Source organism: Psychrobacillus sp. NPDC058041, assembly GCF_042885655.1.
Lineage (GTDB): Bacteria > Bacillota > Bacilli > Bacillales_A > Planococcaceae > Psychrobacillus.
The window spans coordinates 26,417-42,731 of record NZ_JBHVRO010000005.1 but is presented as its reverse complement, the minus strand read 5'-3'; the positions used below and the strand labels follow the sequence as shown (position 1 = coordinate 42,731).

Here is a 16,315-nt window from a genome sequence, read left to right as displayed (position 1 = left end):
GGGGTGTTCGAATGTTAGAAATTATCATCTCCGCCTTGCTTGGTCTGATTGTCGGTGCGCTTGTTGGTTATAATTATCTTAAAAAAGTGAACGATTCAAAAGTGTCCGGTGCAAAACAATCTTCTGCACTCATCTTAGATGAAGCAAAGCGAGAAGCAGAAGCTTTGAAGAAAGAAGCACTGTTAGAAGCCAAAGATGAAACTCACCAATTACGAAATGAAGCAGAATCTGACATCCGTGAACGCCGTATGGAACTGCAAAAACAGGAAAATCGGTTATTACAAAGAGAAGAGAATCTTGATCGTAAGGATGATGCTCTAAACAAGAGAGAAGTAGGTCTTGAGCGTAAAGAAGATGCTCTAACTGAAAGACAACAGCATATCGAACAGAAGGAAAGTAAAGTGGACGAGTTAGTTAGTATGCAAAAAAGCGAGCTTGAAAGAATTTCTACTTTAACGCGTGAAGAAGCGAAGTCAATAATTCTTCAAGAAGTAGAAAATGAGCTTGCAACGGACATTGCTGTCATGACAAAAGAATCTGAAACTCGTGCAAAGGAAGAGTCGGATAAAAAGTCTCGAGAAATCCTTTCTTTAGCATTACAACGATTTGCAGCTGATCATGTGGCAGAAACAACTGTTTCCGTTGTCAATTTACCAAATGATGAAATGAAAGGTCGCATCATTGGTCGTGAAGGTCGAAACATCCGTACGTTAGAAACCCTCACTGGTATTGATTTAATTATTGATGATACACCAGAAGCTGTTATTCTATCAGGATTTGATCCGATACGTAGGGAAACAGCTCGTTTAGCACTTGAAAAGCTAGTACAGGATGGACGTATACATCCAGCTCGCATTGAGGAAATGGTAGAGAAATCCAGAAGAGAAGTGGATGAGCAAATTCGTGAAATCGGCGAGCAAACAACATTTGATATCGGTATTCACAATTTACATCCTGATCTGATGAAAATTTTAGGTAGACTTCGCTATCGTACAAGCTACGGTCAAAATGTGTTAAAGCATTCTACAGAAGTAGCCTATTTAGCTGGATTACTGGCTGCTGAGCTTGGAGAAGATGTAACTCTTGCGAGACGTGCTGGGTTACTACACGATATTGGAAAAGCAATTGATCATGAAGTAGAAGGAAGCCATGTAGAAATTGGTGTAGAATTGGCAACCAAGTATAAAGAGCATCCTGTAGTCATAAACAGTATTGCTTCACATCATGGTGACACGGAAGCTACTTCGGTTATTGCAGTTTTAGTAGCAGCTGCAGATGCACTGTCCGCTGCACGTCCAGGGGCTAGAAGTGAAACACTTGAAAACTACATTCGTCGTTTAGAAAAACTGGAAGAAATTTCAGAGTCGTACGAAGGTGTAGAAAAATCTTTTGCAATACAAGCAGGAAGAGAGATTCGTATTATGGTACGTCCAGATCAAATAGATGATTTAACTGCACATCGTTTGGCAAGGGATATACGTAAGCGGATTGAAGAAGAACTAGATTATCCTGGTCATATTAAAGTGACTGTTATTAGAGAAACTAGAGCGGTAGAATACGCAAAATAATAGAAAAAGGCTTCGATAAGAAGCCTTTTTTTCGTGAAGGGATAGAAGTTTGAATATGAAGATATTATTTATAGGTGACATCGTTGGTTCAATAGGAAGAGATACATTAGAAAGCTATTTACCACGATTAAAAAGAAAATATTCGCCAGATGTAGTTATTGCAAATGGAGAAAACGCTGCGGCAGGACGAGGTATTACAAAAAGTATTTTTCAATCATTATTACATATGGGTGTCGATGTTGTAACTATGGGAAATCATACTTGGGATCAAAAAGAAATTATGGACTTTATTGATGATACTGACTATTTAATTCGTCCTGCAAACTTTTCAGAGGAAGCTCCTGGTAAAGGAATGACGACTATTACTAAAAACGGACAAACTATTTCTGTTATCAACTTGCATGGAAGAACTTTCTTACCTCCACATGATGACCCATTTAAAAAAGCTACTGAGTTAGTAGAAGAAGCAAAAAAAATATCACCTATTATCTTCGTAGACTTTCACGCAGAAGCAACAAGTGAAAAAATTGCTTTTGGGTGGCATTTGGACGGTAAAGCATCAGTTGTAGTAGGAACACATACACATGTCCAAACAGCAGATTCTCGGATATTACCAGGAGGAACAGCATATATTACAGATGTTGGAATGACTGGTCCATATGATGAAGTTTTAGGAATGAAAAAAGAAGATGTTTTATATCGTTTCCAAACGAATATGCCGACTCGTTTTGAAGTGCCAAAAAATGGCCGTTCCGTCTTAAGTGGAATATTTGTAGAAGTAAACGATGTGACTGGTAAATCCATACATCAAGAACGAGTTTATATAAATGATGATTATCCCTTTAAGGGGTAAAAGAGTCTAAAAAAATTCCTCTTAGCATAAGTTAGATTATGGACGAAAGCAAGTTCATAATCTAGCGATAAAAGGAGAAATGATAGTGGATTCTTTAAAAGTATCTTCTCGTTCAAACCCAAATTCAGTTGCAGGTGCATTAGTTGCAGTAATAAGAGAACAAGGGTATGCAGAGATGCAAGCAGTAGGAGCAGGTGCATTAAATCAAGCAATTAAAGCAATCGCAATTGCAAGAGGATTTGTTGCGCCTAGTGGTACAGATTTAACTTGCTCACCTGCTTTTACAGATATTATTATATCAGGTGAAGATCGAACTGCTTTGAAGCTATTGGTAGAAAAAAAGTCAAAATAATCTTAGACTGTTGAAAATGTGTTTTCATTTTTCCAACGAAATTAAGTTGCCTCGACTGATAAGTGTATTAATGATAGTCAAAGGCGACAACTTTGAATTTAAATATTTTTTACCTGAAGTCGCTACTGTATTAGTAGCGACTTCATTTATGTTTTTGTGGACTCTGTTGCTCTATTAAAAAGCATGTTGGGAGTCGTTTCAACGATTTTCTTCCTCATTGGAAAGAACTATCTAGTAAATTAGTTTAAAATGGACTTTTCCAATGCCATCCGCAAGCTCATTGGGGATTGACAACACGTTTTTTCGCGGATTTCCCTTCACAAAAACAATCGCATAATTTAACAGAGCTTATGTTTAATATATTTATATATAATGATATTCTGAATATAATGTGACGTTGCTATTCCGTCAAAGGTCTGATTTTCATTAAAAATATAGGGAATACATAGTGAATCTCCTTACTTCGTGATAAACTTATGAAGGAAAAAAAGATTTAGCTTCATTACTTCAAAGAGTAGAGGTTTAATTACATACCCTGCTGAAAAGTCACAGATATTGAAAAGAATTATAAGATTGATGTTATCTAAATTCGTTGATAGCTTTTGGCTAAGGAAAAGTTTTATGTATCATTTAATACGTAACGGCTTGGTAAAAGGCTGACCTATCATTAATTCAAATTCTGGACGCACATACGATGAGGCACATTCGATTAAGAAAGACAGGAGATGTTTATATGTTGCAACAACTTTCATGGAAAGTAGGAGGGCAGCAAGGAGAGGGTATCGAAAGTACCGGTGAGATATTCTCAATGGCGATGAACCGCCTTGGATATTACCTATACGGATATCGTCATTTCTCTTCTCGTATTAAAGGTGGACATACGAATAATAAAATCTGTGTACGACCTACTCAAGTACGTACAATCCCAGATAATTTAGATATACTTGTAGCGTTTGATCAAGAAACAATAGATGTTAATTACAATGAATTGACGGAAAATAGTATTATACTAGCCGACGCTAAGTTTTCTCCAATTTCACCTGAAAATTGTGTAGCACCTATGTATATTGTTCCATTTACGGAGATTGCCGCAGAGCTTGGTACATCACTTATGAAAAACATGGTAGCAATTGGAGCAACTTCTGCATTATTAAATTTAGATAAAGCTGTGTTCCAAGGTGTGGTTGATGAGATTTTCGGTAAAAAAGGAACAGAAGTAGTGGAAAAAAATATGCAAGCCATTCAACAAGGTTTTGATGTAATGGCTGAGCAATTAGGAGACCGTTTAGGAGAATGGGAACTTGTTGCGGCTGACGGCAAGCATCGTATGTTCATGATTGGAAACGACGCAATTGCACTTGGCGCGTTAACAGCGGGTGTTCGCTTCATGGCAGCATATCCAATTACTCCTGCTTCTGAGATTATGGAATATATGATTAAAAAGCTACCGTTATTTGGTGGTGCTGTTATTCAAACAGAAGATGAAATTGCAGCTGCAACAATGGCGATTGGTTCTAATTACGGAGGCGTTCGTGCTTTTACAGCTTCTGCAGGACCTGGACTTTCTCTTATGATGGAAGCAATTGGTTTATCAGGAATGACAGAGCAACCACTCGTAATAGTAGATACACAACGTGGCGGACCATCAACAGGTCTTCCAACAAAACAAGAACAATCCGATCTTATGCAAATGATTTATGGTACGCATGGGGAAATTCCTAAAGTAGTTATTGCCCCAAGTACTGGGGAAGAAGCTTTTTTTGACACGATTCAAGCATTTAATATCGCTGAAGAACTACAACTTCCAGTAATTATTTTGTCAGATTTACAACTATCATTAGGTAAACAAACGGTGGAGCCGTTTGATTATTCTAAAATAGAAATTCGTCGTGGTAAATTAATTCAAAACGAGGAAATTCCAGCAACGGAAGATAAATCTTACTTTAAGCGATTTGAAGTAACAAAAGATGGTATTTCACCGCGTGTCCTACCTGGAACTGAGCATGCAATTCATCATGTAACTGGTGTAGAGCATGATGAAACTGGAAAACCATCCGAAGCTGCTACCAATCGTAAAGCTCAAATGGACAAACGATTAGGAAAACTAAAGTATATCAATTTTAGTGAACCAGTTTATGTCAATGCTCCTTATGAAGATGCAGATATTTTATTTGTTGGCTTTAATTCTACAAGAGGTGTGTTAGAAGAGTTACAGCAAACACTAAATGCCCAAGGTATGAAAGTGAATCATGCTCATATCCGATTAATACACCCATTTCCAGTTGAAGAAGTGCAATCATTAGTAGCAAATGCAAAAAAAGTAGTTGTAGTGGAAAATAATGCAACAGGTCAACTAGCAAACATTTTGAAAATGAATGTAGGCGGACATGATAAAGTGATAAATGTAACGAAATATGACGGAACACCATTTTTGCCGTTACAACTTGAAAAACAAGTAAAGGAGTTGCTTATCTGATGGTAACATTTAAAGATTTTCGTAACAATGTCAAACCAAATTGGTGCCCAGGTTGCGGTGACTTTTCTGTTCAAGCAGCTATTCAACGTGCGGCAGCAAATGTGGGAATACTTCCCCATGAATTAGCAGTAATCTCTGGTATTGGATGCTCGGGACGGATTTCAGGGTATATCCATTCTTATGGTTTCCATGGTATTCACGGTAGAGCACTTCCGATTGCACAAGGGTTAAAAATGGCAAATAAAGATCTTCACGTTATAGCATCTGGGGGAGATGGAGACGGTTTTGCCATCGGACTTGGGCATACAATTCATTCTATTCGCCGTAATATAGATTTAACGTATGTAGTTATGGATAACCAAATTTACGGATTAACAAAAGGGCAAACTTCTCCGCGTTCTGCAGAAGGATTTAAAACAAAGTCAACGCCAGGTGGTGCAATTGAGCCGTCGCTTAAACCACTTGAACTAGCACTTACTTCTGGTGCGACATTTGTTGCTCAAGGATTTTCATCCGATATAAAAGAATTGACCGCTATTATCGAAGCAGGTATTAAACATAAAGGCTTTTCATTTATTAATGTATTTAGCCCTTGTGTAACATACAATAAAGTAAATACGTATGATTGGTTTAAAGAACATTTAACAAAGCTTTCTGATATCGAAGGTTATAATCATACAAATCGTGAAGAAGCAATGAGAGTAGTAATGGAAAAGGAAGGTCTTGTAACAGGTATTATCTATCAAAATGAACAAGCACCTTCGTATCAAGAGCAAGTTCCAGGTTATGCAGAAGATCCACTTGTTGATCAAAATTTGAAAATGAGTGAAGAAGAATTTAATCTTTTGATGCAAGACTTTATGTAAAAAGAAGCCGCCAATAAAAATTGGCGGCTTTTCTTAAAGAACAAGGACGAAAAATTTTATAGAGAGGATTCCGTTCCAAGCGGACACTTTCCGCGGGCGTTGCCTCAGACTCCTCGCTTCGCTGTGGGGTCTTCTACTAACGCTATTTCCGCCGGAGTCGACGCTTTCCACTTCATCTATCTAGTTAAGCAGTGTATAATCATGTTCTTTCTATTTAGTGATTTCATGGATTCTCTTATTACCAAAAGCATTCAACTACTTGGTACTTAAGTTTCTAGCGAACGGAGGGCAAACACTTGCCATACGATTACCCAACAAAGAGCAGCTTTTAAGTGACGCAGTCGCTTATATGCTGCTCTTTGTATTTACCCGTTAATCATATAACCCAAAGTGATCATAGAGATATTCCTAAAGAATTCCAATCAAGTATTCTTGTTTAAAAAGTATCTTTTAAAAAGAAGTATACAAAAATTAAAATATCTAATAATAGCGATCCTTTCCAATACTTTAATGAGGAAAGGGTTGTTGTTTTTGTTGTATAATGAGTGTATTAATTTTAGGTAGCATGTCAATGATATCAAATCAATGAACTAGTATTTTTATCTTTTGTGAACGGAAGTATTTGAGCTTAATAAAGACGGATATACGAATAAATTTAAAAAATTACGCTTTTATGCTACTAGTAAGGCTGCTTTCATAGTTGGAAACCGCTACTTTCAAACATAGGAAGTGATTTCCTTTTGAACAGTAGTTTTCTATCCTTTTTTCTTATTCTATTAATCGTTAAGTGGTGAACTAGTTGATTAGAGTGGAGGCGGCGACTTCTGCGGGAATAGCATGAGCTGAAAGCCCCACAGGAGCAGAGCGACGAGGAGATTGAAGCCATGCCCGCGAAAAGCGTCCGCCGCAGCGGAAATCAACGACTATTTATGGTATTCAATAAAATATTCGACTTGTACACACATATTTATGACCAATTCAGCACTTTTAAGCTTTAAACCTTGTGGCAATGGAGTTCTATTCAGTATAATAATAGGATGGATATTCGTGTTATTATACGAATGTATGAAAGGAGCGTTCTCATGAACGAAGAATCACGTTTACTTAGCAGTCAAGTGAAAGAACCTAATTCTCCGGACAAAAAATCCGAGAAGGATTATAGTAAATATTTTCAAGCAGTATATACGCCTCCATCTTTAAAAGAAGCAAAAAAACGAGGAAAAGAAGAAGTTGCTTACCATAACGACTTTGCCATCGCCGAAGAATTTAGAGGTATGGGACAAAATCGAAAATTTTATATACGTACTTATGGCTGTCAAATGAATGAGCATGACACAGAGGTAATGGCTGGTATATTCATGCAACTTGGGTATGAACCAACAGATACCGTGGACGATGCAAACGTCATTCTTTTAAATACTTGTGCAATCCGTGAAAATGCGGAAAACAAAGTGTTCGGCGAGCTAGGTCATTTAAAGCATTTGAAACAAAATAATCCGGATGTATTAATCGGTGTTTGTGGCTGCATGTCACAAGAAGAATCTGTAGTAAATAAAATTTTGAAAACTTACAATCAAGTTGATATGATTTTCGGAACGCATAATATTCATAGACTTCCGAACATATTAAACGAAGCATACCTTTCAAAAGAAATGGTAGTTGAAGTTTGGTCAAAAGAAGGCGATGTAATTGAAAACTTGCCACGTGTGAGAAAAGGTTCGATCAAAGCATGGGTTAATATTATGTATGGCTGCGATAAATTCTGTACGTATTGCATTGTCCCTTACACACGAGGTAAAGAACGTAGTCGTCGTCCAGAAGATATTATTCAAGAAATAAGACATCTAGCTGCTCAGGGATACAAAGAAGTAACATTGCTCGGCCAAAACGTAAACGCATATGGAAAAGACTTTGAAGATTTAGATTATCGTTTTGGTGATTTAATGGACGATCTTCGTAAAATTGATGTTGCACGTATTCGCTTCATGACGAGTCATCCAAGGGATTTCGATGATCATTTAATCGAAGTGCTTGCAAAAGGCGGAAACTTAGTTGACCATATTCATTTACCTGTTCAGTCAGGTTCTTCTGAAATACTAAAAATAATGGCTCGTAAATATTCTAGAGAACATTACTTAGAACTTGTTCGTAAAATTAAAGCAGCTATTCCAAATGCATCTTTAACAACTGACATTATTGTTGGATTCCCTAATGAGACAGATGAGCAATTTGAAGAGACAATGTCTTTATATAAAGAAGTAGGCTTCGAACTGGCATATACGTATATTTATTCTCCACGGGAAGGTACTCCAGCTGCTAAAATGGTAGACAATGTACCGATGGAAGTGAAAAAAGAACGTTTACAGCGTTTAAATAAACTGGTAAATGACATGTCTGCGGAAGCAATGAAAAAGCTTGACGGACAAATTGTGGAAGTGTTAGTAGAAGGAGAAAGTAAAAATAATCCGGATGTTCTAGCAGGATACACAAGAAAAAGTAAGCTAGTGAACTTTAAAGGACCAAAAGAAATAATTGGCCAACTTGTGCAAGTGAAAATTACAGATGCAAAAACATGGTCACTTACTGGAGAACTAGTAGACGTACCAAATGGACAAAAGGTGGGAATATAATGACTACTAAGTACACAAAAGAAGATATCATTGAAAAAGCAAGAGAAATTGCTACGATGATTGCAAGCACAGAAGAAGTTGATTTCTTTAAAAGAGCAGAAGCTCAAATCAATGAAAATCAAAAAGTTCGTGAAAAAATTGCTAGTTTAAAAAGCTTACAAAAACAAGCAGTTAACTTTCAACATTTAGGTAAAGAAAAAGCTTTAAAATTAATTGAAGGAAAAATTGAAGCAATCGAAGCAGAAATTGATGAACTACCAATTGTTCAACAGTTTAAGCAATCACAAGGAGATGTAAACAGTCTTCTTCAAATGGTTGCAAATTCCATCTCAAACAATGTTACAAATCAAATTATAGAGGCAACAGGTGGAGATTTACTTAGAGGTGAAACTGGTTCACAAGTAAAAAACTCTACACCGGGTAGTTGTTCTTAAATAAGAAGAATTCGAAAAAGAATGTACAGGAAATCTGAAAAGATTTGTGTATGTTCTTTTTTTTTTGAAGAATCGAGAAGTATAGAAATTTTTATTCTTTGAACAGATTGATATCCGCTGCATGCTAATCCCCTCGGAGTCGTGGCCATCCGCTCCAATCAACATTGCTAATATGAAAGACAATATGTTTCTCAAATTAATGTACTGGTTTACTTTTTTGCATATTAATATGGCAAGTGGAAATTGAGAAAAAGTAGGCAGTATTGTATATCAGAAACAGTATGATTTCCGCTGCAGGCGGACGCTTTCTTACCTCTAGTCAAGGTAAGAAAATCTTATTTCATAGGTTCCATTGGTTAAACGCAGCCTCCTTCCCAAAAGAGATGGCGACCAAATCTTTTGTACGTGATTTTATGTATTACCTTTTCTTTATTCTTCGTCTGTTCCTTCCTTTCCCAAGATATAATCGGCTGTTTCCTTGTGTTTGCTCATAGTCCTTCATTTCGAATCCATGAATGAAAATAGCTTACGCTGTTTTCAATAGTACTCTTATTTAGTGTTCATTGTTGCTTTGAGTGCAGGTGCTCGACTCCTGCGGGAATAGCATGAGCCTTGAGACCCCGCAGGTAGCGAAGCGAACGAGGAGGCTCAAGTCATGCCCGCGGAAAGCGAGCGCCGGAACGGAAATCAACAACCTGTTGAATGGATTATCTGAATGTACAGGACGTCTTTACTTGCTGCTATTGCATGAGCGAATTGATCCGGCTATAAATTTGGCGGACAAATAATAAAAACTAGAGTTGATAGAAAATTTAGAAAAAGACTTTACAACAAAACTAAGATGTTGTATAGTTGGATAGTCGAGTGTTCAAGTAAACATATGTATAGATTTGGAGGTAAAGCTTTGAAGCCATCATTAGATGAAAATCAGCCACTTTTTCTACAAATTGCACAAATCATATTAGATGAAATCGTGGAAGGTCATTTAAAAGAAGGAGAACAATTGCCCTCTGAGAATGAATTGTCTCGCTTTTACAATATTAACCGTGCAACCATAAGAAAAGGGCTTCAAACTTTAGTTGATGATGCTTTTATTTATAAGCAAAGAGGTATCGGTATGTTTGTGAATGAAGGAGCTTATCAAAAAATATTAGATGAAAGACAGAAACAATATCGTCAGAATTATATAACCCCTTTATTAGAAGAAGGGGCTCGTTTAGGGATGGATGTCCAAAAGATTATCCAATTAATTAAAAAGGAGGATCAATCATGATAGAAATCAATCAGGTTCACTTTAGTTATGATTCAAACAAAATATTGCATGACTTTAATTTGTCTGAGAGCGAGAAAATCATCGTTGGACTTTGGGGGCGAAATGGAACTGGGAAAACTACCTTTATGAAGTTGTTAGCCGGTCATTTGAAACCTGATCAAGGGGAGATAAACATACAGGGATTTAATCCTTATAACCATGATCGAACAAATAATCATTTATGTTATATGCAAGAAGAGCATCCATTCAGTAAGATTTGGAAGGTAAAAGATGCGTTACGCTTTGGCGATTATTACAATCCAAATTTTGATATGAATTTTGCTAAAGAGCTTTTAACAGTTTTTAATTTGAATGAAAACAAAAATGTATCCAGGCTCTCTAAAGGTATGAAATCAGCACTGCAATTTATTATCGGTATTGCTAGTAATGCTGATATAACAATACTTGACGAACCGACCAATGGTTTAGATATAGGTATGCGAAAGAAATTTAACAAAGTATTATTGGAAAGTTATGAAGAAAACCCGAGGCTCATTCTTTTGTCCTCCCATCATATCGAAGAAATTCAAACTCTATGTGAAGCGTTGGTAGTGATTCATGATGGTAGAGTATTTCTCCATGAAACAATGGAAACGATGCGGGAAAAAGGCATTTGGTTAAGTGGAGAGAAGACCTATTTATTAAATATCATCCAGTCGCACACTGTGTTGGAGCAACAAGAAATGGGTACGAAAATGAAAGTCATGCTTGATGAACCTTATACGAACGAATGGAAGCATTTTGCTCAGTCCCATAGCTTATCAATTGAACCAGCCTCCCTACATGATTATTTATTAAATAGAACGGAAGAACGAAATGAGGTGAACATATGAACTTGAACAGAGGGACATTTAGGATGGTTTATGAAGAGACACTTTTTGCCTTCGGGAAGTTGCTTTTACTATATATAACTATCCCTTTACTTTTGTTATGGTTATTCATTGGATATTTCTTTAACTTGGGTGAAGATGTTATCGCCGCCATCTCAGGACCAACATATTTTTTTATTCTTCTGTTTGCAATTAATGGATTCAAAACTATTTTCCCTGTCGCAATAGGAATGGGAAGTACAAGGGTCAATTTGTTGAAAACCTTTTATGTGGTAGGTTTAGCAAGTGTACTGGTTATCACCTTTATTTTAAATGTCTTTCAATGGATTCTCTTAACACTTTATGAACGATGGAACGTAGCGGCTAATATATTGCATCCAGCAACCTTTTTTAATCAAGAGTATACCTTCCTATCCTATTATTTAATAGATTTTATGTTTTGTGTTTTTACCTTCTCTTTCGCTTTTCTGTTATATACTATATATTATAGACTTGGATTCAAGAAAAGTGTGATCTGGTTCATGGTGTTAGTGATCATCGGTACGTTAGTAAAATACAGTGGTTTGGTCGATTTTTCATTATGGGAGTGGATAGTGACTCAGGACTTTCATGACACGGTGATATTTTCTTTTGTGATTACTATTAGTCTGATTGCATTGTTCATCACATATCCAATCATGCGAAATGCACCGTTAACGGCTAAGTCGAAAAAGGATTAGAAAAAAGACTTATAAGAATGATCAAATTAAAACAGCTTTTTTCCAACATAGGTGATTAATAGATCGCATCTTCCACAATCGGGCGCGATTGCTGAACATCGCAGACAGAAAATAATCAAACTTTTTTATAATAGTGGAATCCATTTTGATCAATCTTTTTTCAAGATGGATTCTTTTTGTTTTCAATATAATGTGGGGTTAAGGATTTTTGATCAAACTCTATTTCACACAAAAACGGAAGTCAAGACATGCCTCTTCCGGAGCTGTCGATAATGATATAACCCAAGTCTTCTCAAAGTCCTTTAGAAACAATTGAATATAGGATTTGCACCAAGAGGGTGGTTGCGCATATCTTATTAGGAAAAATTACGAATTAATATTTCCAAATAATATTACAACATATGGTGAATTAAATAACGGATTGTTATAATAAAGATAAATAATAATGCAAGACAATGAAGAAACGCTTATCCCCCAAAGCTTTTTCATCTTGCTTTAAGGAAAAGGAGACTTTTTATGAATTGTCCAATTTGACCCACTAAATTAAATATAATACTTATTTAATTTAATGGGGGATTACAATGAAAATAAATAAAAACTTTCTTTTTTTGATGCTCGGACAGTCTTTAGCTAATTTGGGTGATGTATTTTATGTGGTTTGTATCATTAGTGTTTTATTCAAGTTAACGGGCTCTGCAACTGTAGCTGCATTTGTTCCGTTTACGATTACTTCTGCGATGTTCATTTCTAGTATTATTACACCTTTAGTAATTAGTAAGTGGCGTTTAAAATCGGTGTTATTAGGATCGCAAATTGGAAAAACCGTTTTATTGGTGGGATTAGGTGCTTTTCTTTTACTATTTTTACAAGATAAGAACTATTATTTTATCTTTTTCATAATTGCTGGAATAGCATTTTTAGATGGCTGCGCGAATCCGATTTTGCATACTCTTATTCCGTACTATGTAGAAGATAATCAGTTGATAAAGGCTAATAGTATAGCTGAATCCATTACTCAAATGATTCAAATAGGAGCTTGGCTTTTCGGAGGACTCTTATTGATCGTAATAAGCTCAATTCAATTAATAGGTGTCGTAGCTTTACTATTTATGCTGTCCTGTGTATTTCTGACTTTCATTCAACATGTGGATTATGTCGAGAAAGAAAAACAAAAACTTTGGGAACAGCTTACCGGAGGATGGAAAAGTATTGGAGCAACTCCAATTCTGAAAAAAATAATTCAAATGGACATTTTAGAAACCATTGCTGGGACTGTGTGGATTGCTGCAATTGTTTATGTATTTGTCGAGCAAGCACTACAAGTTGGAGAACAATGGTGGGGCCTTATAAATGGTTCATTCTTTATTGGCTTATTAATTGGTAGTCTTTATTGTATTAAATTCCCTCGTCATGTTGAACAATATAAGTACCTTTTTATTTTCGTGGGAGTCTTAATCTCTAGTATCTTAACTATATTATTTGGTACAACAAGCTATCCTGTTATAGCGCTAATTTTGTCGTTTGGTATTGGTTTGTTTAGTCAACTTAAAAATATTCCGCAAAGAACGGTTATTCAAAGAAGTGTTCCTCCTGAAAAACTAGTAACTGTCTATACTTCCATGGGTACAGTTGCAACTGGAGTTTTTGGAATTTCATCTTTGGTAATTGGAATACTTGCAGATTTTTTAGGAGTACGAGCGGTATTTATATTTTCAGGATTATTATTAGTAGTAGTAAGTATTATTGTATACAGAAATAAAAAATTATTCGTATAGTTTTATAGAAAGGGTGTCTACTAGTAGGCACTCTTTTTTTTATGTCATAAATTCCTCACAACTTCAAAGAACTTGGGACTTGTTTGTTCTAAACCATTTCTTCTATGATGGAAGTAGTAGCAGGAAGGATGACAGGCATGTTAAAAGAAGCAGAGGATTTTATACGTAGTTATTATAATGAAATTGGTCGATCGGAGCTGGAAATACATTCTCGTTTACTTGAGATAGAACGACAAATAAAGAAAAATGGAAGTTATGAACAAACGATTGATGAGATTACATATGGCGCTAAAGCGGCATGGCGTAATAGCAATAAATGTATAGGACGGTTATTTTGGCAAAGCTTGAACGTTTTTGATAAAAGATATATGCAAACAGAGGAAGAAATTTACCAAGCACTACTTGAGCATATTCAGTTTGCAACGAATGAAGGTAGAATTAGACCAACAATCACCGTATTTTCACCTCATGATGTTCGCATATGGAACCATCAATTAATACGTTATGCAGGATATAAAACGGAAAAAGGAATAATTGGTGATCCAGACTCGATAGCATTTACCAAAGTATGCCAAGATCTCGGATGGAAAGGTAATAACGAACATTTTGATATATTGCCTCTCGTCATTCAGACGAAAAACAATCAGCCTAAATTATTTGAGATACCAAAAGAATATATTTTAGAAGTGCCGATTCGTCACCAGGAACTCAAGTGGTTTGAGGAACTGAACGTTAAGTGGTATGCTGTACCGATAATTTCAAGCATGAAACTAGAAATTGGAGGAATTACATATCCAGCAGCACCATTCAACGGATGGTATATGGGAACCGAAATCGGTGCCCGTAACTTGGCTGATGATAACCGTTACAATATGGTTCCTATTATTGCAGAGAACATGGGCTTAAATACGAAATCCAATGCTTCTCTTTGGAAGGATCGTGCATTGGTAGAATTAAATGCAGCGGTATTATTTTCATTTAAAGAAGACGGAGTAAGCATCGTTGATCATCATACTGCTGCACAGCAATTTAAGAGGTTTGAAGAAAAAGAAGGGGAGGCGGGTCGTGATGTAACAGGAAACTGGACTTGGCTAATCCCACCATTATCGCCAGGAACAACTCATATATTTCACAAACCTTATAATAATGAAAAGAAAACTCCTAATTATTTTTACCAGCCATCACCATATTAAAAAGAGGAATCAGCAATAGAGCTTGCTGGTTCCTCTTTTTTTATAGAATGAAGATTTAACTGTTTTTAGTTCTCACTTGAAACAAATCGATCTCTTCCAGCATGCATACCAGCAAAGAATAGTAAGACGATTATTACTATAAATAATATTTTCGGAATAAACCAGCTTGCCGTTTCATCGTGAATAAATCCGAAAAAAACAGGGCCGAGTGCTGCCAACAGATATCCAATTGATTGTGCTGTACCAGAAAGCTCAGCAGCTTCGATTGGTGTTCGAGAGCGAAGAGAAAAAAACATCATGACTAGTCCAAATGAAGCTCCTCCAGCTAAACCGAGGAAAATCATCCAAACAACTGTTAGTGAAGCAGGTCCAGATAATAATCCGATGAAACCAATTAAATACAAAGCCGTATAGATTACTACAAGCATTCTTTGATCTTTTAGACGACCAGCAATAATGGGAATAATAAATGTCATTGGTAATTGAGAAAACTGCATAATAGATAACATCCATCCAGATTGTTCTGCTTTCATTCCCTCTGATTGCAAAATTTCTGGTAGCCATGCAGCTGTAGTATAAAAAATTAATGATTGGAATCCCATACTTAAGGTTATCGTCCATGTTAAAGGATTATACAATATAGACTTAGATTTCTTTGTAGCAGAAATTTTACGTACTTCCACGTTTTCTTCTCTTTTTCTAATTTGTGGTATCCAAACAATTATGGCTATTATAGCTAAAATTACCCAACAACCAAGAGCACCCTGCCATCCATATGCAGTACCTTCAGCGATAGGATAGCTGACACCTGCTCCTATTCCAGCAGTTAAATTCATGAAAACGGTAAAGATTGCTGTTAATAAGCCAACTTGTAAAGGAAATTTTAGTTTTATTAAGCTGGGCATCAATACATTTCCAAATGAAATAGCAATTCCAATTAATGCAGTTCCAATAAGCAATAAAGATGTAGTTCCTAAGGATCGAATAATTATGCCACCAGTCAACAAAAGGATCGAAAAAAACAAAGTCAGTTCCATTCCAAAACGGCGTGCAACTTTAGGTGCAAAGGGGGAAATAACTGCAAATGCTAGAAGAGGGATAGTAGTAATAAAGCCGGCTAACACATTAGAAATTGCTAGACCATCTCGAATATATGAAATTATTGGTCCTACCGACGTAAGAGGTGATCTTAATGTGGAAGATATGAAAATAATTCCTAGTATTAATAAGATAGTATTTTTTTTATTTAATGCTGTATTTGTTGACACAAAATTCTCTCCTTATGATGACAATAATAATTAGTACTA

General features: G+C 36.1%; 13 protein-coding genes. 12 read left to right on the top strand and 1 reads right to left on the bottom strand.

Annotated features, from left to right (window positions below; genetic code table 11):
* The first annotated feature begins 11 nt into the window (after positions 1–11).
* The 12 genes from rny to ACFVR1_RS09400 all read left to right on the top strand — a co-directional run bounded on the left by rny (position 12) and on the right by ACFVR1_RS09400 (position 15,008).
* A complete protein-coding gene (gene rny, locus ACFVR1_RS09455) occupies positions 12–1,568 on the top strand; it encodes a ribonuclease Y (RefSeq protein WP_387583404.1) in 1,557 nt (518 codons plus the stop codon).
* A 55-nt stretch (positions 1,569–1,623) separates the two neighbouring features.
* Positions 1,624–2,421, top strand: coding sequence for a TIGR00282 family metallophosphoesterase (locus ACFVR1_RS09450; protein ID WP_387583910.1), 798 nt, complete (start codon positions 1,624–1,626; stop codon positions 2,419–2,421).
* A gap of 85 nt (positions 2,422–2,506) precedes the next feature.
* Positions 2,507–2,773 (top strand): stage V sporulation protein S, encoded by a 267-nt coding sequence (locus ACFVR1_RS09445; protein WP_169358657.1) that lies wholly within the window; start codon positions 2,507–2,509, stop codon positions 2,771–2,773.
* 733 nt (positions 2,774–3,506) lie between these two features.
* The gene (locus ACFVR1_RS09440) at positions 3,507–5,249 is read left to right on the top strand and encodes a 2-oxoacid:acceptor oxidoreductase subunit alpha (RefSeq protein WP_387583401.1); all 1,743 of its coding nucleotides are present in this window, start codon (positions 3,507–3,509) and stop codon (positions 5,247–5,249) included.
* Entirely contained in the window at positions 5,249–6,115 is an 867-nt protein-coding gene (locus tag ACFVR1_RS09435; RefSeq protein ID WP_387583399.1) for a 2-oxoacid:ferredoxin oxidoreductase subunit beta, read from the top strand. Before ACFVR1_RS09440 ends, ACFVR1_RS09435 begins: the two co-directional genes overlap by 1 nt.
* Positions 6,116–7,197: 1,082 nt before the next feature.
* Positions 7,198–8,745: a tRNA (N6-isopentenyl adenosine(37)-C2)-methylthiotransferase MiaB gene (gene miaB, locus ACFVR1_RS09430; protein ID WP_387583396.1), complete on the top strand. Its 1,548-nt coding sequence runs from the start codon at positions 7,198–7,200 to the stop codon at positions 8,743–8,745.
* A complete protein-coding gene (locus ACFVR1_RS09425; RefSeq protein WP_387583393.1) occupies positions 8,745–9,179 on the top strand; it encodes a YlbF/YmcA family competence regulator in 435 nt (144 codons plus the stop codon). Before miaB ends, ACFVR1_RS09425 begins: the two co-directional genes overlap by 1 nt.
* A gap of 904 nt (positions 9,180–10,083) precedes the next feature.
* On the top strand, positions 10,084–10,452 hold the full coding sequence (locus ACFVR1_RS09420) for a GntR family transcriptional regulator (protein ID WP_387583391.1): 369 nt from the start codon (positions 10,084–10,086) through the stop codon (positions 10,450–10,452).
* Positions 10,449–11,324, top strand: a complete 876-nt coding sequence (locus ACFVR1_RS09415; RefSeq protein ID WP_387583388.1) for an ATP-binding cassette domain-containing protein — start codon at positions 10,449–10,451, stop codon at positions 11,322–11,324. Before ACFVR1_RS09420 ends, ACFVR1_RS09415 begins: the two co-directional genes overlap by 4 nt.
* A gap of 23 nt (positions 11,325–11,347) precedes the next feature.
* Positions 11,348–12,040 carry a hypothetical protein gene (locus ACFVR1_RS09410; RefSeq protein WP_387583385.1) on the top strand — a complete coding sequence of 231 codons (693 nt, stop codon included), beginning with the start codon at positions 11,348–11,350 and terminating at the stop codon, positions 12,038–12,040.
* Between the two features lie 581 nt (positions 12,041–12,621).
* On the top strand, positions 12,622–13,815 hold the full coding sequence (locus ACFVR1_RS09405; protein ID WP_387583383.1) for an MFS transporter: 1,194 nt from the start codon (positions 12,622–12,624) through the stop codon (positions 13,813–13,815).
* A gap of 128 nt (positions 13,816–13,943) precedes the next feature.
* Positions 13,944–15,008: a nitric oxide synthase oxygenase gene (locus ACFVR1_RS09400; RefSeq protein ID WP_387583381.1), complete on the top strand. Its 1,065-nt coding sequence runs from the start codon at positions 13,944–13,946 to the stop codon at positions 15,006–15,008.
* 65 nt (positions 15,009–15,073) lie between these two features.
* On the opposite strand, the gene ACFVR1_RS09395 is transcribed toward ACFVR1_RS09400, so the two are convergent.
* Positions 15,074–16,276 carry a CynX/NimT family MFS transporter gene (locus tag ACFVR1_RS09395; protein ID WP_387583378.1) on the bottom strand — a complete coding sequence of 401 codons (1,203 nt, stop codon included), beginning with the start codon at positions 16,274–16,276 and terminating at the stop codon, positions 15,074–15,076.
* Positions 16,277–16,315: the final 39 nt, after the last annotated feature.